At 59.2% G+C, this 18,901-nt stretch carries 17 protein-coding genes; 7 read left to right on the forward strand and 10 right to left on the reverse strand.

What is annotated here, in order from left to right; all coding sequences use genetic code 11:
- Nucleotides 1–12: 12 nt before the first annotated feature.
- Both katG and Q2T52_RS03415 read left to right on the forward strand, forming a co-directional pair.
- Nucleotides 13–2,184, forward strand: coding sequence for a catalase/peroxidase HPI (gene katG, locus Q2T52_RS03410; protein WP_302075262.1), 2,172 nt, complete (start codon nt 13–15; stop codon nt 2,182–2,184).
- Between the two features lie 284 nt (nt 2,185–2,468).
- The gene (locus Q2T52_RS03415; protein WP_302075263.1) at nt 2,469–3,923 is read left to right on the forward strand and encodes a methyl-accepting chemotaxis protein; all 1,455 of its coding nucleotides are present in this window, start codon (nt 2,469–2,471) and stop codon (nt 3,921–3,923) included.
- 61 nt (nt 3,924–3,984) lie between these two features.
- Here the strand turns inward: Q2T52_RS03415 and Q2T52_RS03420 are convergent, their stop codons facing one another.
- Entirely contained in the window at nt 3,985–4,935 is a 951-nt protein-coding gene (locus tag Q2T52_RS03420; RefSeq protein ID WP_302075264.1) for a LysR substrate-binding domain-containing protein, read from the reverse strand.
- 181 nt (nt 4,936–5,116) lie between these two features.
- Here Q2T52_RS03420 and Q2T52_RS03425 point away from each other — a divergent pair, with 181 nt between their 5' ends.
- Nucleotides 5,117–5,392 (forward strand): DUF1127 domain-containing protein, encoded by a 276-nt coding sequence (locus tag Q2T52_RS03425; protein ID WP_302075265.1) that lies wholly within the window; start codon nt 5,117–5,119, stop codon nt 5,390–5,392.
- 114 nt (nt 5,393–5,506) lie between these two features.
- Here the strand turns inward: Q2T52_RS03425 and Q2T52_RS03430 are convergent, their stop codons facing one another.
- The 5 genes from Q2T52_RS03430 to Q2T52_RS03450 form a co-directional block, all read right to left on the reverse strand.
- Complete coding sequence (locus Q2T52_RS03430; RefSeq protein ID WP_302075266.1) at nt 5,507–6,394, reverse strand: DUF937 domain-containing protein; 888 nt, start codon at nt 6,392–6,394, stop codon at nt 5,507–5,509.
- Nucleotides 6,395–6,490: 96 nt separating this feature from the next.
- The gene (locus Q2T52_RS03435; protein WP_302075267.1) at nt 6,491–7,864 is read right to left on the reverse strand and encodes a glutamate--cysteine ligase; all 1,374 of its coding nucleotides are present in this window, start codon (nt 7,862–7,864) and stop codon (nt 6,491–6,493) included.
- 135 nt (nt 7,865–7,999) lie between these two features.
- Nucleotides 8,000–8,737 carry a 16S rRNA (uracil(1498)-N(3))-methyltransferase gene (locus Q2T52_RS03440; protein WP_302075268.1) on the reverse strand — a complete coding sequence of 246 codons (738 nt, stop codon included), beginning with the start codon at nt 8,735–8,737 and terminating at the stop codon, nt 8,000–8,002.
- 16 nt (nt 8,738–8,753) lie between these two features.
- The gene (locus tag Q2T52_RS03445; protein ID WP_302076019.1) at nt 8,754–10,244 is read right to left on the reverse strand and encodes an inorganic phosphate transporter; all 1,491 of its coding nucleotides are present in this window, start codon (nt 10,242–10,244) and stop codon (nt 8,754–8,756) included.
- A gap of 144 nt (nt 10,245–10,388) precedes the next feature.
- A complete protein-coding gene (locus tag Q2T52_RS03450) occupies nt 10,389–10,862 on the reverse strand; it encodes an NUDIX hydrolase (protein WP_302076020.1) in 474 nt (157 codons plus the stop codon).
- Nucleotides 10,863–11,157: 295 nt separating this feature from the next.
- Here Q2T52_RS03450 and Q2T52_RS03455 point away from each other — a divergent pair, with 295 nt between their 5' ends.
- The 3 genes from Q2T52_RS03455 to glcF are packed head-to-tail and all read left to right on the forward strand — an operon-like array spanning nt 11,158 to nt 15,106.
- The gene (locus tag Q2T52_RS03455; protein WP_302075269.1) at nt 11,158–12,597 is read left to right on the forward strand and encodes an FAD-binding oxidoreductase; all 1,440 of its coding nucleotides are present in this window, start codon (nt 11,158–11,160) and stop codon (nt 12,595–12,597) included.
- On the forward strand, nt 12,594–13,802 hold the full coding sequence (gene glcE / locus Q2T52_RS03460; RefSeq protein WP_302075270.1) for a glycolate oxidase subunit GlcE: 1,209 nt from the start codon (nt 12,594–12,596) through the stop codon (nt 13,800–13,802). The genes Q2T52_RS03455 and glcE overlap by 4 nt, the downstream gene beginning before the upstream one ends.
- Before the next feature lie 2 nt (nt 13,803–13,804).
- Nucleotides 13,805–15,106 carry a glycolate oxidase subunit GlcF gene (glcF, locus tag Q2T52_RS03465; RefSeq protein WP_302075271.1) on the forward strand — a complete coding sequence of 434 codons (1,302 nt, stop codon included), beginning with the start codon at nt 13,805–13,807 and terminating at the stop codon, nt 15,104–15,106.
- 45 nt (nt 15,107–15,151) lie between these two features.
- Here the strand turns inward: glcF and Q2T52_RS03470 are convergent, their stop codons facing one another.
- From Q2T52_RS03470 to Q2T52_RS03480, 3 genes are all read right to left on the reverse strand, one after another.
- On the reverse strand, nt 15,152–15,811 hold the full coding sequence (locus Q2T52_RS03470) for an outer membrane protein (protein WP_302075272.1): 660 nt from the start codon (nt 15,809–15,811) through the stop codon (nt 15,152–15,154).
- A 73-nt stretch (nt 15,812–15,884) separates the two neighbouring features.
- A complete protein-coding gene (locus tag Q2T52_RS03475) occupies nt 15,885–16,574 on the reverse strand; it encodes a L,D-transpeptidase (protein ID WP_302075273.1) in 690 nt (229 codons plus the stop codon).
- A 135-nt stretch (nt 16,575–16,709) separates the two neighbouring features.
- Complete coding sequence (locus Q2T52_RS03480) at nt 16,710–17,525, reverse strand: L,D-transpeptidase (RefSeq protein ID WP_302075274.1); 816 nt, start codon at nt 17,523–17,525, stop codon at nt 16,710–16,712.
- 206 nt (nt 17,526–17,731) lie between these two features.
- On the opposite strand from Q2T52_RS03480, the gene Q2T52_RS03485 reads away from it, so the two are divergent.
- Nucleotides 17,732–18,385: a DNA-3-methyladenine glycosylase I gene (locus Q2T52_RS03485; RefSeq protein WP_302075275.1), complete on the forward strand. Its 654-nt coding sequence runs from the start codon at nt 17,732–17,734 to the stop codon at nt 18,383–18,385.
- Nucleotides 18,386–18,515: 130 nt separating this feature from the next.
- Here the strand turns inward: Q2T52_RS03485 and Q2T52_RS03490 are convergent, their stop codons facing one another.
- Nucleotides 18,516–18,749: a hypothetical protein gene (locus tag Q2T52_RS03490; protein WP_302075276.1), complete on the reverse strand. Its 234-nt coding sequence runs from the start codon at nt 18,747–18,749 to the stop codon at nt 18,516–18,518.
- Nucleotides 18,750–18,901 lie beyond the last annotated feature (152 nt).

Consider the following 18,901-nt stretch of genomic DNA (forward strand, 5'->3'; position numbering starts at 1 on the left):
CAGGAGGCCCAGATGAACGAGCACGTCAAATCAGCCGGCAAATGTCCGGTTGCGCATGGGAGCAACACTGCCACCGGCAATTCTGTGGCAGCGTGGTGGCCGAATGCGCTCAACCTCGATATCCTGCATCAGCATGATGCCAAGACCAACCCGCTGGGTAAGGACTTCAACTATCGCGAAGAGCTGAAGAAGCTCGACGTTGAGGCCCTGAAGGCCGATCTGCGCGCGCTGATCCTGGACAGCCAGGATTGGTGGCCGGCCGACTGGGGCTCCTATGTCGGCATGATGGCCCGCGTCACCTGGCACGCGGCCGGTTCCTACCGCGTGGGCGATGGTCGTGGCGGCGCCAATACCGGCAACCAGCGCTTCGCGCCGCTGAACTCCTGGCCGGACAACGTCAATACCGACAAGGGCCGCCGTCTGCTGTGGCCGATCAAGAAGAAGTACGGCAACAAGATCTCCTGGGCAGACCTGATCGCGCTTGCAGGCACGATCGCCTATGAGGTTGCCGGTCTCAAGACCTTCGGCTTCGCCTTTGGTCGCGAGGACATTTGGCATCCGGAAAAGGATATCTACTGGGGCGAAGAAAAGGTCTGGCTGGCGCCGAGTGACGGCCGTTATGGCGACGTCACCAAGCCGGAAACGCTGGATAACCCGCTGGCCGCCGTGCAGATGGGTCTCATCTACGTCAACCCCGAAGGCGTGAACGGCAAGTCCGATCCACTGGCAACTGCCGCGCAGATGCGCGAGACCTTTGCGCGCATGGGCATGAATGATGAAGAGACCGTCGCATTGACCGCCGGCGGCCACACGATCGGCAAGAGCCACGGCAATGGCATTGCCGCCAATCTGAGCCCCGATCCGGAAGCGGCTAGCCCCGAATTCCAGGGCCTGGGCTGGATCAACACCCAGGGCCGCGGCATCGGTCGCGACACCCTCGTCTCCGGTATCGAGGGCGCCTGGACCAGCGAGCCGACCAAGTGGGACAACGGCTTCTTCAAGATGCTGTTCGGCCATGAATGGCATCTGGTCAAGAGCCCGGCCGGTGCGCATCAGTGGGAGCCGATCTCGATTGCTGAGGAAGACCGTCCGGTCGACGTCGAGGATCCGTCGATCCGCCAAAACCCGATCATGACCGATGCCGACATGGCGCTGCGCGTCGATCCGATCTACCGCGAAATCTCGTTGAAATTCCGGGACGATCAGGACTACTTCTCCGACGTCTTCGCCCGCGCCTGGTTCAAGCTGACCCATCGCGATGTTGGCCCCAAGTCCCGCTATTTCGGTCCGGACGTTCCGGCAGAAGACCTGATCTGGCAGGATCCAATCCCGGCTGGACGCACGGATTACGACGTCAAGGCCGTCAAGGCAAAGATTGCTGCATCCGGCCTGTCCGTATCCGAACTCGTCGCCACCGCCTGGGATAGCGCCCGCACCTTCCGTGGTTCGGACTATCGCGGCGGTGCAAACGGCGCGCGCATCCGTCTTGCGCCGCAGAAGGATTGGGAAGGCAACGAGCCGGCGCGTCTGGCCAAGGTTCTTTCGATCCTCGAACCCATTGCAGCAGAGACGGGCGCAAGCATTGCTGACGTGATCGTGCTCGGCGGCAATCTCGGTGTCGAGCAGGCAGCGAAGGCCGCAGGTTTCGACATCGAGGTTGCGTTCGCACCGGGTCGTGGCGATGCCACCGCCGAGCAGACCGATGTCGATAGCTTCGCCGTTCTGGAACCGTTGGCTGATGGCTTCCGCAACTTCCAGAAGAAGGACTATGTGGTCAGTCCGGAAGAATTGTTGCTCGACCGGGCGCAGCTGCTCGGGCTCACGGCCCCGGAAGTTACCGTGCTGATCGGTGGCCTGCGCGTGATCGGCGCCAATTACGACGGTTCGAAGCAGGGCGTGTTCACCGAGAACGTGGGTGCGCTTTCCACCGACTTCTTCACGACGCTGACGGACATGGCCTATACCTGGATCCCGACCGGCAGAAACTCCTATGACATCCGCGACCGCAAGACCGGCACAACCCGGTACACAGCTTCGCGCGTCGATCTCGTGCTCGGCTCCAACTCGATCCTGCGCGCCTATGTGGAAGTCTATGCTCAGGACGACAACAAGCAGAAGTTCGTGAGGGACTTCGTTTCGGCCTGGGTCAAGGTCATGAACGCGGATCGCTTCGACATCGCCTGATCCAGCTTGGCGATTAGTCGTTGAGGCCAGCCGTCATCCCGGTTGTCGAATGGGTACTGAGATTGCTTGCCCATTCGGCTTATATTTCTTATATTTAATAAAAGAAGCCGGGGGTAAACCCCCGGCTTTTTACTGTGAATTTTTAGGGGATATTGATCGACATCTCGCATCAAACGACGAGATTTGCTTTGAAATATTCAAGTCATTCAGCATTCATGTGCCTTTTCATTTATTTTTAATCATATTGATTAAGTCTGCCGACAATTGCCAATAAGGAGGTTGTCGTGAAAGGTATTGATCAAGAAATTAAGCCTTGGACCGGCGATAAGCGTAAGACTGGCCAAGAGCTTTTCCAGGTATTGGATCAGCATATTAGAGAAGTCAGTACGAAGTGCTATAAATCGTTCGATCCCTCTACAACTGTTCTGCCTGATGACGTCGTTGCCCGGGAACGGGTAAAGTTCCAGCATCTGTGCGAAGGCAACTTCAATGCAGATTATTTTGCCGCTCAGGCTCCGGTTATTCGGGCGATTGCGGAAAAGATCGGCTTCACGAATTTCATTGTAAAGGCAGCTTCCATCTATGCGGCTGAGTGGTCACTCGTCGTCCTCAAGGAAACGAGTTGGTCGCCCCGCAAGCGCGAGGTCTATCTTCGCAGCATCATCGAATCCATCTTTACCGATATTGCCACAGCGGTGAACGTGCTCATCCAGGACATGGAAACAGAGCGGGACAAGGAGAGAGCTCAGTTCGAAACCGCGCGTGCGAGCGATGCGGCTGCCGACGAACGGGCCATGGCCATTCTCGGCAAGGCGCTGAACGAGCTTGCCTCCGGTAATCTCGTAACGCGGATCGGCGACGAAATGTCGAACAAGCACACCGCCGCACGCAATGATTTCAACAGCGCGACGGAAGCACTCAATGGCGTGATGCGAAAGATTGCCGGTACGGTAGGCGAACTCCATCGTGGCATGGAAGAGATCACGGCATCTAGCGACAATCTTTCTCGGCGCACCGAACAGCAGGCGCAAACCCTGGAAGAAACCGCGGCTGCCCTGCATGAGCTGACCACCACCGTTCAGCGCACCTCAGAAGGGGCGGCGGTTGCTAATCGCGCAGCATCGAGCGCCAAGGCAGAAGTCAGCCGTACAGGCGAGATCATGACGGAAGCCGAAGCGGCCATGAGCCGCATCGCCAGCAGCTCACAGGAAATTGCGCGGATCGTGTCCGTGATGGACGAAATAGCCTTCCAGACCAATCTCCTTGCACTCAACGCCGGTGTTGAAGCTGCCCGCGCAGGCGATGCCGGCAAGGGCTTCGCCGTCGTTGCCTCCGAAGTTCGGGCACTGGCTCAGCGCTCCGCCGAAGCGGCAAAGGAAATCCGTAGCCTTATCTCGGCCAGTACTGAGCAGGTCAAGCATGGCGTTTCTCTTGTAGAAACGACCAGCATGACACTGAGCGGCATTGTCCAGAAGGTTGCTGAGATCGATGAGGTCATCGCAACTATTGCGCATTCGGCACGGGAGCAGGCAAGCGGCATCAAGGACATCAATGATGCCGTGGCACAGATGGATCGTGTGACCCAGCAGAACGCTGCCATGGTGGAAGAATCGAGTGCCGCCACGGCCACCATGCGCTCCAAGTCTCAGGAGCTGGCGCGTCTTCTGGATGGCTTTACCCTTAACGGCTCAGCACAGGCTGCCAGCCCCGCCCGCTTTACCCAGAAATACGCGGCGTAAATTCCCGCCGATCAACAATCATAAAGCAGGCGAAGGCGGTAGTCTTCGCCTGCTTTCGTATTTACCAGTTCGGAACCAGCTGAAGGTTTCGTGTCCTGCTCCCCTTGCCATAGGGCTTGCCGTCCGCATCCAGATCATCGGGCACTACGGCGGGGGAAATATTATCCAGGCAGGCAGTAATGTGATCGGTGATGGCATTGGCGAGCGACGGCGAAAGACCAGGGCGCTTCATCAAACCAATCTGAACCGGGGGCAGGGGCGGAAAACCATCAGCCTGGCTCAACACCTTCATACCCGGTCGAAGCGCAGATTCCGGCAGAACCGAAACAGCCAGCCCGGCGAGAACCGCAGAAGCCACGACCGTGGAGGACCAGCTGGTAAAGAGCACCTGGTAATCGCGGCCATCCGCGTCGAGCGCCGAGCAGGCCAGCTGACGCCAGTTGCAATCCCGTCGCCCGACTGCGAGCGGCACGGGGCAATCTTCCTTCAGCGGATGGTTGGCCGAAGCCACCCAGCACAGCGGTTCTGTCCGGACAACGTCCGACTGACGCGCCCTCGGATTATGGGTTACGAGCGCGATATCCAGCTCTCCACGTGTCATCTTTTCCGCAAGATCGACGGAGGGTTCGCAGACGATGAAGAGCTCCACATTCGGGTGCGTTTTTGCAAAACGCCCAATGATTTCCGGCATGTAGCGGTCGGCATAATCGTCCGGCGTGCCGATCCTGAGCGTGCCTTCCAGCCGGTTGTCATCGAAGGCAGCGATGGCCTCGTTGTTCAGCCGGATGATGCGGCGCGCGTAGTTGAGAAGCTTTTCGCCTTCCAGCGACAGGCGGTTTCCGCGCCCGTCCTTCACGAAGAGCTGTTTGCCAACCCGCTCCTCCAATCGTCGCATCTGCATGGACACGGCTGATTGTGTCTTGAACACGCGGTCGGCGGCCTTGGTAAAGCTGCCGGTATCCACGATGGCGATGAATGTCTGCAACTGGTCGATATCAAGGGGAGCGGACATGGGGCAAATGACCTATCAGGTTGTCTGATGGTAATGATTAGAAACATTCGTTGGACTGATCAATACCCAAAGTCCATAAAGCCGTCACACCAGACGTCGGGCAGCACAAGCCCTTCGAACTCCTGACCGATGCAGATCGGACGGGATGCGCTTCCTCGTGCCTCACAGAAAGGAACAGATCATGAGCACGATCGACCGGATGATGAACACTCAAGCCTTTGGCCAGCGCAGCGCGATTGCACGCATTGCCGCAGAGGTATCGACGGTGGCCAAAACGGTGAAGCGCGCCCTCCGCAATCGCTTTGCGATGAACCGGATTGCCGACCTCGATGATCATCAGTTGCAAGATATCGGCCTGAAGCGGTCGGATGTGGAAATGGCCGCCGGTGCCGCCGGCGTATTGGAAGACCCGTTTGACTTCCTGCCGCTTTCCGCCCGCCCGCGCTTGAAGCGCTGATCAACGTCTGCCTGCCTGACCGGCAGGCACCTCCTCCAGTTTCCCCGCAGGGTGTCGCCAATTACCCTGCTGCTTGCCCGGCCGGTTCATCCGCGCCGGGCTTTTTTATAATCTTCATGGCGAAGGCTGCGGCGACGTCGTCTTCAGATAGCTTTCGAAGATGGCTTCCATATTCTTTTGATAGGCCTTCTGGGCCTCGACGCCGCTGTCGAACATGCTGTTCAGCACGGATTGGAACTGCGACAGGTCAGGCTTCGGGGCCGCTTCATCCTTTACCTCTTCCGGCTTGGCCTGTGGCGTAGGTTTGGCCTCGGGCGCCGCGGCGGGCGTCATCGCCGCCATCGACTTTGCCATCATCTCCTGAAAAGCTTTGGTGAAAGGGTTGTCGAGGAAGGGATTGGCCGCCGGTTCCGGCGCCTTAGGCTTTTCCAAGCCCCACATGGACCACATGGCCTGGAACATGGGGTTGTCGAACGGGTCCGGTTGGGGTGAAGGTTTGCGCGGTGCAAAGCCGATCGCTTCCAGCCACTGGCGCTGCATCTTTTCCATGCCATCGGCAGAGAATGGGCTGTCCTTCATCTGGCCGGTCATCTGCTTGAACAAGCCGCCCATGATGGTATCGGCAACAGCCGGCATCATCTGGCGCAGGATATCCTGGCCGATGCCGGTGATCTGTGCTGCCTGTTCCGCTACGGCTTTGGTCACCTCGGACGAACCGAACAGTTTCTCGATCACGGCATTGCCATCGGCGATGCCCTGAGGGGTGAAAGCCTTGCTGACATCCTCGAAATACTTGCCATAGGCGCCGGAATAGACGGCACTCATCAGCGATGTCAGGTCGTAAGGATTGCTGCTGGTGCGCTTGAAACCGGAAGAGAAGGCCGGAAGAAGAGCCGCCATGGCTTGTGCCGTCTGCTCCTGCGCCAGATTGAACTGTTTCGCCAGGGCATCCATGGCGGCGCCGTTCTGCGCCCTCAACATCATCTCGAACAGCGGCAGCATTTTTGTCGGCTCCTCTCTGGAATCTCGTTATGTGCGAACACTATAACTGGAAATAAGCAGAGAGAAACCGGTTTGTGCTGCCCGTAACACGTGAGTTCAGTATTGGAATTCGTCGAACACGGGTTCCACGGATTGATTCCAGACGCCGTTGAAACGGGCGAGAAGCTCCTCGGCGAGCACCCTCTTCTTGTCTAGGATCTCTTCCAGCGGCGCAAGGAAGATGGTCTCGTCCTGGCCTTGGCCATTGAGCCGTGCGCGTGCGGCAAGGCCCGAGCGGGAAACCGACACGATATCCTCGGCCACGTCGATCAGCGAGCGCCCGGAGATCTGAGCCTTCAGACCATGAACCGGCACACCGTCACGCAACGCCTGCACATCCGCAAAGCTCCAGCCCTTGGTGATCTCTTCCGCAGCCGTCAACGCAGCATCGTCATAAAGCAGGCCAACCCAGAAGGCCGGCAGCGCGTTGATGTGGCTGAATGGCCCACCATCGGCACCGCGCATTTCGAGGTAACGCTTCAGTCGCACATCCGGGAACAGCGTGGAGAGATGGTTCGTCCAGTCGCCGAGCGTCGGCTGCCATTCGGCCACTTCACCCTTCAGCGCGCCATTCATGAACTGGCGGAAGGTAACATGCGTACAGTCGTGATAGCGACCATCGCGCACGATGAAATACATCGGCACATCCAGTGCCCATTCCACATAGGTCTCGAAGCCGAAGCCTTCCTCGAAGGCCTGGGGCAACAAGCCTCCACGAGCGTTGTCGGTGTCGCGCCAGATCTCACCCCGCCAGGACTGAAGTCCATTCGGCTTTCCTTCCGTGAAAGGCGAGGCAGCGAACAGGGCGGTCGCCAGCGACTGAAGCTTCATGGACAGGCGAATCTTGCGCGCCATGTCCGCTTCTGAAGAGAAGTCGAGGTTCACCTGGATGGTGCAGGTGCGGTACATCATGTCCAGTCCGTGATGTCCGACCTTCGGCATGTAGCGGGTCATGATCTCGTAGCGGGATTTGGGCATGCGCGGCGTTTCCGCCAGCGACCAGCGCGGGCTGCCGCCGATGCCGAGGAAGCGGATGCCCATCGGTTCGGCCACCTCGCGCAGTACATCCAGATGATGGCGCGTTTCCTGGCTTGTTTCGTGCAGGGTTTCCAGCGGTGCACCGGAGAGTTCAAACTGGCCGCCCGGTTCGATCGAGATCGCGCCCATGCCGGAATGTTCGCCAAGGCCGATGATGTTCTCACCGTCCATGATCGGCTCCCAGCCTAGCTTGTCCTGCATGCCCTTCAAGAGTGCAGAAATGCTGGCATCGCCGAAATATGGGACGGGCGAATTGTCGGCGCGGAAGAAGGCGAACTTCTCGTGTTCCGTACCAAGGCGGAAGGATGACTCCGGCTTGCAGCCCTTGGCCAGATATTCGGCCATCTCCGCGACGGAGGCGAGGGGAGTGTGGTCAGTGGTATCACGGGCCATGGAAGAGACCTTGGATGAAAAAGCTGTGGTCTGGAGAAAGCGACGAAGGCGGGCACCTTCACATGCTTCTACCGTGCGAAAAGCTGCTTGTACCGGATCAAGATTGTGCGCAAGTGAATTTCTTTGAAAGCACTCTCAACCCCAGTCGCCAATCATTGCCTGTACCACCGCAAGTGCCGCGACCGCAGCCGTATCGGCTCTCAGAATGCGGGGGCCGAGCGGAATGGCCGTCACGAAAGGCAGGCTGCGCAAAAGCGTGCGCTCTTCGCCTGAAAAGCCGCCTTCGGGGCCGATCAGCAGGGCGAGCTGCCGCTCTTTGACGCTCTGCAGGATGGGCAGGGGATTGTTGCTTTCCTCGCCTTCGTCACAGAACAGGATGCGGCGATCGCCCGGCCAGCGCTCCAGCAGGTCCCTCAACTTGACCGGAGGGGCGACTTCGGGAACGGACAGTATGCCGCATTGTTCGGCCGCCTCGATCACATTGGCCTGCAGCCGTTCCATGCTGGTAATCTTGCCCTGCACGTGCTGAGTCATGACGGGTTGCAGCACACCGGCACCCATTTCCACGGCCTTCTGCACGAGATAATCCAGCCGGCCAACTTTCAGCGGTGCGAAGAGATAATGCAGATCAGGCGTCGGTGTCTGCGCCCGCGTCTGCTCGATTGCTTCCAGCAGAAGCTTCTTGCGGCTGGCAAAGCGCAGCGCCGTGCGCCATTCGCCATCGCGCCCATTGAAGGTCAGAACTTCGTCGCCCTCCTGCATTCGAAGCACGTTGACGAGGTAGTTGAACTGTTCCGAACTGGCCTCGTGCTGGAGACCGCTACTCAGCGGAGCCTCGACAAACAGCCGTTGCATTCGAAAATTGGCGCGCATGGATGACGGACCTGACTCAGATGAAGAGCCGGAACATAATCATTGCCAGCACCGCCGCAAGGGCAGCCGAGATCGGAACGGTGATCGTCCATGCGCCGAGGATCGTCAGAAGATGGGAACGTCGAACGAGATAGCGGCGGCGGACCTCATCCTGATTGATCTCGATCGGTTGGTTCGCCGACTTCTTGCCGCGCTTCTTGCGGCCAAGGTTTTCCTTCTCCTCAGCCCGCATCGCCAGATATTGCGCCCTCTGCCTGGAATGGCGCGTGTGCCATTCACGGTAGAGCCCGACTCCGAAGACGGAGCCCACGGCAATATGAGTGGAGCTGACCGGCGCTCCAACGCTTGAGGCGACAATCACGGTGACTGCTGCTGAAAGCGCCACGCAATAGGCGCGTACCGGGTTGAGCTTGGTGATATCCTTGCCCACCAGTTTCACCAGCTTGGGGCCGTAGAGCAGAAGACCGAGAGATATGCCGAAGCCGCCGATCAGCAGTTCCCATGTCGGAATGGCCACACGGTCGATGCTCGGCCCATGATCAAGCGCTCCCACAATGGCCGCCAGCGGCCCCACGGCATTGGCCACGTCATTGGCGCCATGGGCAAAGGCAAGCAGGGCGGCGGAAAAGATCAGCGGGAGCTGAAAAAGCTTGCGCAGGGACTGATTACGATTCTCCAACCCGAACGATTGCCGTCGGATGATTGGCACGGACAAGGCCCAGACGACAATGCCACCGAAGCAGCCTGCCATCAGCGCCATGGAGAAGCTGATGTCGTAATAGGGGGCCGCAACCTTTAGAAGGATATAGGTGCTGAAGGCGCCAAACATCGTGCCGATCAGCACCGGGACCCATCTGCACGCCGCGGCGATCTTGTCGCTGGTATAGATCACGTAGCGATCGATGATGGCGAGGATGGCAACGGCAATGGCGGCACCCATGATGGGTGAGATGAGCCAGCTGATGGTAATGCCGCCGATCACCGGCCAGTTGATGCCCTGCAGGCCGGCCGCGGCGAGACCCGCCCCCATGACACCGCCAACGATGGAGTGAGTGGTGGAAATCGGCGCGTTCAGCCAGGTGGCAACGTTGATCCAGACCGCTGCCCCAAGAAGTGCGGCCATCATCGCCCATATGAAATAGCCTGGGCGTGCCAGGTGTTCGACATGCAGAATGCCGTTCGCGATGGTATCGGCCACGTCGCTGCCGGCAATAAGAGCTCCGGCGATTTCGCAGACTGCCGAAAGCCCCAGGCCGAAGGCAAGAGTAAAAGCACGTGCACCGACGGCGGCGCCGATATGGTTCGTGACATCGTTTGCGCCGATATTCATGGCCATGTAGGCCGCAAGGACCGCAGCTGCGATCGCCACCACAGCGGCTGGCTTGCCGATCACATAGGCTGCCGCAAACATCATCACGGCAATGAGAAACAGAAACGCGGCCCCCGGCGCTGCCAATGATGTGCCGAGATGTTTGGCAGCCTCCTCAGCCGAGGTGATCCGGTCCAGGTCCTTGTCGAGCGCGCCTCTGCGGTCGCCCTTTCCGAGCGCGCCAGTTTCGCGCGAAAATTCTTCGACAGGCTGCTTCAAGGTGATTGGTGTCTTTGCAAGATCAGAGAATCGGCTGTTACCCTAACAGCCGATGATGTCAGCTTAGCTGCCGGTCGCGCGAAACTGCTTGACCGGCGGTGCCTGCATCTTCTGTGCAAAAGCGAGCAGAAGACCCTTGAGTTCAGGCTCATTGACCCTGACTGCTGCTTCCTCGCAGGAGACCCATTCCAGCTTGCGACTTTCCTTTTCCGGAAAACTCTCAAGCATGCCGGTGACTTCCAGCAGATGCACCTGGACCTTGACGGGCACCTTGACGCCGCTCTTGCGCTTCTTGAGATAGGCGTAGAAGCCGAAGACTTCCTTGTGCACATTACCCTGGACGCCGGCTTCTTCGTAAGCCTCTTGCGCGGCCACGGCACAAGAGCGCTTGCCCTTCATAGGCCAGCCCTTGGGGATGACCCAACGGCCCGTTTCCCGGCTGGTCAGCAGCAGCACACGCGGTACAGAGATGCCGTTCATCATTTCGAACCGATAGCACAATGCCGCATACTGCTGCCGCGGTGGGCGCTTCAGCATCAACAGGAAATTGCTCATGATCCGGTTCCAAATGTTCAATTCAGGTCACACTCCGACTCGTTTAACTCACCATAACAGATAATGCGTTTGCACAGCTGTTCAATTGCGACATCATGCGTAATTGCGCTCATTTTTCTGTGTTCAAACTAATCTACCTGCTTCTGGTTGCTCCACCCTTAACTCTTTAGAATTTTCTTGTGAGCCTCAACTTTCGTCAGATCATCCCGCTTAGCCCCGCCTTGATAGGGCATGGTCATGTGTGAGACAGTTCGTAACGACGTGCGGGAGGATGCCTGTGTCCGAAAAAATCGAGTTTCTTCAGCCACGTGCAGCGGTCCTGCAGCGTCGCGAAACCATCATTGGCGATCTGTTGGAGGTTCTGGGCGCAGACGGCTTGATCCATGAGCCGCGCGAACTGGTTCCCTTTGAGACGGATGCCTTCGTATCTTACCGGCGTCTGCCTTTGGCCGTCGCCTTGCCGCGCAATACGGCGCAAGTCTCTACTACACTCAAATATTGTCAGCGCTATGGCATTCCGGTCGTGCCGCGCGGAGCCGGCACATCGCTCAGCGGCGGCGCGATCCCGCAGGAGGATGCCGTGGTGATCGGTTTGTCGCGCATGTCGAAGATCCTGGAGGTGGACCTCTTCAATCGAACGGCAACCGTGCAGGCCGGCGTCACCAACCTGTCCATTTCCGAAACCGTCTCGCCGGAGGGCTTCTTCTATGCGCCTGACCCGAGTTCCCAGCTTGCCTGCACCATCGGCGGCAATATCGGCATGAATTCCGGAGGAGCACACTGTCTGAAATACGGTGTGACCACCAACAATCTCCTGGGCGTGAAGATGGTGCTGATGGATGGCACGGTTATCGACTTGGGCGGCAAGTACCTGGACAGTGGCGGCTATGACCTGCTGGGGCTGATTTGTGGCTCCGAAGGCCAGCTTGGCATTGTGACCGAAGCGACGGTGCGTCTTCTGGCAAAGCCGGAAGGGGCGCGGCCCGTGCTATTCGGCTTTGAAACATCCGAACATGCCGGGTCCTGCGTCAGCGATATCATTGCTGCCGGGATCATTCCGGTCGCGATCGAGTTCATGGATAAGCCGGCCATCGAGATCTGCGAGGCCTTTGCAGGCGCTGGCTATCCGCTGGATGTGGGGGCGTTGTTGATCGTCGAGGTAGAAGGATCGGAGGCGGAAATGGACGACATGCTGGCCAGCATCGTCACCATCGCCCGCCGTCACGAGGTCAAGACCGTGCGCAAGTGTCAATCTGCAACGGAAGCCGCGCTGATCTGGAAGGGGCGCAAATCCGCTTTCGGTGCCACTGGACGCATTGCGGACTATATCTGCATGGATGGCACGGTGCCGCTCAGCCAGTTGTCCTACGTGCTGCGGCGGACGGGTGAGATCGTTGAAAGCTATGGGCTTCGCGTTGCCAATGTCTTCCATGCCGGCGATGGCAACATGCATCCGCTGATCCTGTTCAACGCCAATGACCCCGTTGAGGCCGCGAAGGCAGAAGAAGCGGGCAATGAAATTCTGAAGCTTTGCGTGGATGCCGGCGGCTGCCTGACAGGCGAGCACGGTGTCGGTATCGAGAAACGAGACCTGATGCGCCATCAATATGCCGAGGTGGATCTCTCGCAGCAGATGGCGGTGCGCGCGGCATTCGATCCGCAATGGCTGCTGAATCCTTCGAAGGTCTTCCCGCTGGAAGGACGCCCTGCCGCATGAATGCTCTTTTGGTTCCTGCGCATGAGGATGAGGCTGCGGAAATGGTGCGCGCCGCAGCCGGGAGCGGTCGCTCCATCGCCATTGCCGGTGGCAATACGCGCTCCGGCTTCGGCAAGGCCACCGTCCCGGCCTGTAGCCTGCGGACCGCGGGCCTTTCCGGCATTGTCGCCTATAATCCGGCGGAAATGGTCATAACGGCCAGGGCCGGCACGCATCTCCTGGAGATCGAGGAGGCGCTGGTCGAAAATGGGCAGATGATGGCATTCGAGCCGATCGATCACCGGGCCATCATGGGCACCTTGGGTGAGCCGACGATTGGCGGCGCCTTTGCCACCAATGCTTCCGGCCCCCGGCGCTTCACCGCCGGTGCCGCCCGTGACAGCCTGCTCGGCGTTCGCTTCATCAATGGTCGAGGCGAAACCGTCCGGGCTGGCGGGCGGGTCATGAAGAATGTGACCGGGCTCGATCTGGTGAAGCTGATGGCGGGATCACACGGCACGCTCGGCCTCATGACAGAAGTAACCTTTCGGGTGTTGCCGCGCCCGCAGACGGAAGCGACAATGATTCTCGTTGGCCTTGATGATGCGGAAGCCGTTCGCGCCATGGCTGCGGCCATGGCCATGCCCGTCGAAGTGTCGGGTGCCGCCCATCTGCCGGAAAGTGTCAGGAGCAAATTCATCGGCTCCGGTATGGCGGATGGCGCAGCCACCGTGCTGCGGCTCGAAGGACTTGCCGCCTCGGTAGCCGTGCGAATGGCGAAGCTGGAAGCTGTATTTGACAGAATAGCGCCGACCGAGCGGCTGGATGCTGATGTGAGCGCCGTGCTCTGGCGGGAAATTCGCGATGTGCATCCTTTTGCCGATTGCACTGAAAAGCCGGTCTGGCGCGTCTCCGTGGCGCCCAGCGCCGGCTATCAGATTGTTGCGGATCTCCGCCAGCACGCCGCCATCGATGCCTATTACGATTGGCAGGGCGGCTTGATCTGGATGCGGATGGAGGCCGAGCCGGAAGGTGAAATGATCCGTCACTTCGTCCACGCCCATGGTGGGGGCCATGCCACGCTGGTGCGGGCATCCACGGCCATGCGGGCCGAGACGGCGGCCTTCGAGCCGCAGCCCAGTGCCATTGCCGCCCTTTCCGCCCGCATCAAGCATCAAATCGATCCGGCGGGCATATTCGCGCCTGGCCGTATGGCAGGGCAATAACTATGCAAACCTCCTTCACCCCCGAACAGTTGGCAGACCCGCAGGTCGCGGAATCGGAAAAGATCCTGCGCAAATGCGTGCATTGCGGTTTCTGCACCGCGACCTGTCCCACCTATGTGACGCTGGGAAACGAGCTCGATAGTCCGCGTGGGCGTATCTATCTGATCAAGGACATGCTGGAGAACAGCCGCCCGGCCGATGCGCAGGTGGTGAAGCACATCGATCGCTGCCTGTCCTGCCTGTCCTGTACCACCACCTGTCCGTCTGGCGTGGATTACATGCATCTGGTGGACCACGCCCGCATCCATATTGAAAACACCTATCGCCGCCCGCTGATCGACCGGCTGATCCGCGCCGTGCTGGCGGCGGTTCTGCCCTATCCCGCGCGCTTTCGCGCTGCCCTGCGGCTGGCGAAGCTGGGCAAACCCTTCGCCCCGTTGATCGGCAAGTTCGACACGCTGAAGCCGCTCGGCGCCATGCTGGCGCTGGCGCCTGAACATGTGCCGGCGGCCAGGCAGACGGTTTCCGCCGCGCCCGTTTCTGCCGTGCGGCGGGGGCGTGTGGCGATCCTGTCCGGCTGCGCCCAGTCCGTGCTTCATCCCGGCATCAATGCCGCGACCGTGCGCCTTCTGAACCGGTTGGGAGTGGAGATCGCGCCCGTGGAGGGTGAGGGCTGCTGTGGTGCCTTGGTGCATCATATGGGCCGCGAGGAGCAGGCACTGGATTTTGCACGCCGGAACGTGGACGCCTGGACGCGCCAGATCGAAGCGGGCGGCCTGGATGCCATCATCATCACCGCCTCCGGCTGCGGCACGACCATCAAGGATTACGGCCATATGCTGCGGCTTGATCCTGCCTATGCAGATAAGGCGGCACGGGTTTCAGCGCTTGCCAAGGATATCACCGAATATCTGGCAAGCCTCGACCTGCCGCGTCAGGAGACGAAGGGTCTGACGGTCGCCTATCATTCCGCCTGCTCCATGCAGCATGGCCAGAAGATTACCATGGCCCCGAAGCTGCTGCTGAAGAATGCCGGGTTCACTGTGCGGGATCCGGCGGAGGGCCATCTCTGTTGTGGCTCGGCCGGCACCTATAACATCCTGCAGCCGGACATCTCGGCTCAGCTGAAGGCCCGCAAGGTGCGCAATATCGAAGCCACGAAAGCGGACGTGATCGCAACGGGCAATATCGGCTGCATGACCCAGATCGGCTCGGGAACGGCGATCCCCATTCTGCATACGGTGGAACTGCTGGACTGGGCCTATGGCGGCCCCAAGCCGGAAGGATTTGCCGCAAAAGCATAAGGCGGCCCGAAGACCGCCTTACAAATAGCATCCGATCAATCGCGATCAGAACTTGTAGGACACACCGAAGTTCACGGCGTTCGTCATGATGTTCGTCTTCAGCGTGCCGCCATGGTCGATGTCGGTATCGATGAAGGAATAGGTGCCCTTGTATTCCAGGAAGGCCGACCAGTTGTCCGTCACGCGATAGGCGACACCGGCCTGTGCCTGCAGGGTCGCACCGCCGAACTGGTATTCGAAGGTCTTGCCCGAGGGACGGGTGACTTCCACATGCGGCACGTTGATGCCGATACCGGCGCCGATATAGGGCACCAGCGGCGAGTTCTCGATCGGGAAGCGATAGAGCGCATTGAGCGTCAGCAAGTTCAAGCCATCGGTGAATTCGAAGTGCGAGAAGCCGGCGCGCGCCATGGTGCTCTTGGTCGCGTAGACCTTGTCATGGCTGTAATCCAGCGAGATGCCGAGATCTTTCCAGGAGCCATCGGTAAACCAGTAGGTGCCGCGAACGCCCCAATAGGGCGGAGAGCTGAAGGACTTGCCTTCCCAGTCCGCGTGGAAATCCGGCTGGTCGGACATGTCGACATGGCTGCCGACGGCGGACTGGATGCCGCCGTAACCGGAGATTTCGAAATCCCCGGCCATCGCCGCCGAAGTGGAAAGACAGAGGGCTGCAATAGCGGCGGTAAGTGCGAAATTGCGATTCATGATGTGCCTCGAACAGTTTGCCCGCAGACTACGCGCGGATGGATAACAGGCTGATGACGGTTGGGAGCGACCGTTACCCGCCGAAGATGGTGCGAAGGATATCGATGCCATTGTCCTCATAGGCGACCTTGCCCTGCTTGTTGCCGGGGCCGACAACGATGACCTTGGTGCCGATGGATGCGCGGGAATAGAGATGTTCCACATCCTTATTCATCATGCGGATGCAGCCGGACGACATGTTGAGCCCGATCGTCCAGGGCTGGTTGGTGCCGTGAATGCGGAAGATGGTGTCGTGGCCATTGCGATAGAGATACATGGCGCGGGCACCGAGCGGATTGTCCTCGCCGCCTTCCTGCACCACCGGCAGCATATGCCCCTTAGCGGCTTCGCGACGGCGCATCTCTGCCGGGGGGCGCCAGGACGGCCATTCTTCCTTGCGCCCGATATTCACGATTCCCGACCAGCCGAAGCCTTCGCGGCCGACGCCCACGCCGTAGCGGGTCGCGCGGTTGTTACCTTCTACGAAATAAAGGAACTTGTTGTTGGTATCGACGATGATCGTGCCGGGGGCTTCATTGGTGGCAAGGCGCACCACGCGGCGCTGAAACTGTTCGGCCGGTTCCCGCTGGCGGGATGGCCGCACGGCTCTCACAGAATCGTCTTCCGCCTGTTCGGTGCGCGTGAAGGCGCTTGCGCTTTCAACGGTTGCCAACAATGCCGTGGCAGACACCAGCGCAGCAAACAACGTTGTTCCCAGTTTCATGCATTCCCCCGAAGCACGTTTGTTTCCGTGTGTTGAGGTTCCATGAAACATTATATTAGGCAAGAGACGCCCAAGCCGGTTGGGCGTCAATTCAGCCATTTCATTGCCGGAAAACCGGTGTCTGTGGCCTTATTACTATATGACGATGACCTTTGTACCAACCTTCACGCGTCCGTAGAGGTCGATCACGTCCTCGTTGCGCATGCGGATGCAGCCCGATGATACTGCGCTGCCGATGGTCCAGGGGGCATTGGTGCCGTGGATCCGGTAAAGGGTGGAGCCGAGATACATGGCGCGGGCGCCCAGCGGGTTTTCCTCGCCGCCTGGCATGGAGACCGGCAGAAAATGACCCTTGGCGGCCTCGCGCTCGATCATTTCCTTCGGCGGATGCCAGTCCGGCCACTCCGCCTTACGGGTGACGGTATGCGTGCCCGCCCATTCAAAGCCCGGCTTGCCGACGCCAACGCCGTAGCGCTTGGCCTGGCCGTTATCCATCACGAGATAGAGGAAACGGTTGTTGGTATCGATGACGATCGTGCCCGGCTCGTACTTGCTGTCGTAGCTTACCATTTGCGGCAGAAATTGCGGCTCGACCTGACCCTTGATGACAGGCAGGCGCTGCATGGAGGCCTGCTGGACCGGAGCCCTCGGCGCCGGTTGTGCCGGACGGATCTGCGTTGATTGCGTGCGAGGCGCAGCATAGACCGGCTGAAGGGCAGGCGCTACACGCGGCTGATAGGCGGCCTGCGGGCGATAATAGGCGCGCGGCTGCGCCGGCTGCACCGCATAGCCTTGCGGCGTGCGCACATTCCCACCCAACTGCATGATCCACGGTGCGGCGAGGTCTGGGCTCACGATAACCGGCGGACGCTCCTGATAACGGTCTTGGGCCATGGCGTGGCCGCAGCACAGACTGCTAAGGGCGGCGGTCAGCAGCAGGATTTTCTTCATCGGGGGCTCCATCTCATCAAACGCTTTGCACAACTGGCATTTGACTTTGGAACCTGCGCGGGAAGTGACCAGCGAATGGTAAACGCCGAAGCGTTACAATGCGGCCTTTCGCGTAAACCTTTTCTCAGGGTTAATCGCCGGTTTTGAAATATGGTTGATAGCTGATAAAGCCCGGTCTCTACAGGCTGCAGGGGGATTCGGGCACAATGGATCAGGCAGGGGATCGGGCAGGGTTGATCGAGGGACCGGATGGTCAGTGGCGCTGTTCCTGGCATCAGGATCTGGAAGACTATCGCCGCTATCATGATGAGGAATGGGGCCGTCCAGTGACGGATGATATCAGGCTGTTCGAAAAGATCTGCCTGGAAGGCTTTCAGTCCGGTCTCTCGTGGCTGACGATCCTGCGCAAGCGCGAAAATTTCCGTGCTGCCTTTGCGGGTTTCGATTTCGACAAGGTTGCGCTGTTCGACGAGGCGAATGTGGAGCGCCTGGTGGCAGACGCCGGCATCATCCGCCATCGCGGCAAGATTGTCTCCACCATCAACAATGCCAGCCGTGCGGTGGCGCTTCGTGACGAATTCGGCTCACTCGCCCGCTATTTCTGGTCCTGGGAACCGAAGCCGGAGGAACGCCCGGCGGTCATGGATCTCGCAACATTGCGGGCCAACCCCACCACGGCGGTTTCCATTCGGCTTTCCAAGGATCTCAAGAAGCGCGGCTGGACATTCGTGGGCCCCACCACCGTCTATGCCTTCATGCAGGCCATGGGCCTGGTGAACGATCATCTGGAAGGCTGCATGTGCCAGCCGGAGGTGGATCGGCTGCGTGCCGCGGTCTTAAGGCCGGTTCGTGCCCTCTGATTTGGCATGATTAGACCTTCTGCGAGGACAACCCGTCTTCTAAAAAGAGGCGCATGCGATTATCAGATCTTTTGTTAATCGCATGCCAGTTGAATTCGCCATTTAAGCTTAACTCATTTGAATTTTTATATTAGGGTAGATCAACGCCTCGGTCGTCGTTCTCGCCCACAACACCCGACGTAGTAAAGCCACCGCCGTCCCAGACGATGTAAAGATACTTGCGTTCTCCAGCTGCAGGGTCACCTACCCAGTCATTTGTTGCAAGGAATTTACGTTGGCCGCCAGCATATGCTTTCTTGATTTCACTTGTGGCGTCTTTTGTTTTTTCCCACACACCATATCCTGCAAATGTGATTGCAACCATTTCTGATCCTCCTATAAGTTGCATATAAGATGCATCAAAATAAATCTATGAGTGCAATTGATCTTGCGGGTGGGGATGGCAGTTCATAAAACATTCACTGATTGATGAGGTGGAATGGGTACGTGTGTCGATCCCACCATCGCTATCGCAGC

Origin of the sequence: Rhizobium oryzicola (assembly GCF_030504645.1) — a bacterium.
Lineage (GTDB): Bacteria > Pseudomonadota > Alphaproteobacteria > Rhizobiales > Rhizobiaceae > Neorhizobium > Neorhizobium oryzicola.

Excerpts from the sequence above, each read along its gene's own strand:
- katG (WP_302075262.1), top strand. The coding sequence starts at position 13 with ATGAACGAGCACGTCAAATCAGCCGGCAAATGTCCGGTTGCGCATGGG.
- Q2T52_RS03420 (WP_302075264.1), bottom strand. The coding sequence starts at position 4,935 with ATGTCCGCTCCCCTTGATATCGACCAGTTGCAGACATTCATCGCCATC.
- Q2T52_RS03425 (WP_302075265.1), top strand. The coding sequence starts at position 5,117 with ATGAGCACGATCGACCGGATGATGAACACTCAAGCCTTTGGCCAGCGC.
- Q2T52_RS03430 (WP_302075266.1), bottom strand. The coding sequence starts at position 6,394 with ATGCTGCCGCTGTTCGAGATGATGTTGAGGGCGCAGAACGGCGCCGCC.
- Q2T52_RS03435 (WP_302075267.1), bottom strand. The coding sequence starts at position 7,864 with ATGGCCCGTGATACCACTGACCACACTCCCCTCGCCTCCGTCGCGGAG.
- Q2T52_RS03440 (WP_302075268.1), bottom strand. The coding sequence starts at position 8,737 with ATGCGCGCCAATTTTCGAATGCAACGGCTGTTTGTCGAGGCTCCGCTG.
- Q2T52_RS03450 (WP_302076020.1), bottom strand. The coding sequence starts at position 10,862 with ATGCTGAAGCGCCCACCGCGGCAGCAGTATGCGGCATTGTGCTATCGG.
- glcE (WP_302075270.1), top strand. The coding sequence starts at position 12,594 with ATGAATGCTCTTTTGGTTCCTGCGCATGAGGATGAGGCTGCGGAAATG.
- glcF (WP_302075271.1), top strand. The coding sequence starts at position 13,805 with ATGCAAACCTCCTTCACCCCCGAACAGTTGGCAGACCCGCAGGTCGCG.
- Q2T52_RS03470 (WP_302075272.1), bottom strand. The coding sequence starts at position 15,811 with ATGAATCGCAATTTCGCACTTACCGCCGCTATTGCAGCCCTCTGTCTT.
- Q2T52_RS03475 (WP_302075273.1), bottom strand. The coding sequence starts at position 16,574 with ATGAAACTGGGAACAACGTTGTTTGCTGCGCTGGTGTCTGCCACGGCA.
- Q2T52_RS03480 (WP_302075274.1), bottom strand. The coding sequence starts at position 17,525 with ATGAAGAAAATCCTGCTGCTGACCGCCGCCCTTAGCAGTCTGTGCTGC.
- Q2T52_RS03485 (WP_302075275.1), top strand. The coding sequence starts at position 17,732 with ATGGATCAGGCAGGGGATCGGGCAGGGTTGATCGAGGGACCGGATGGT.
- Q2T52_RS03490 (WP_302075276.1), bottom strand. The coding sequence starts at position 18,749 with ATGGTTGCAATCACATTTGCAGGATATGGTGTGTGGGAAAAAACAAAA.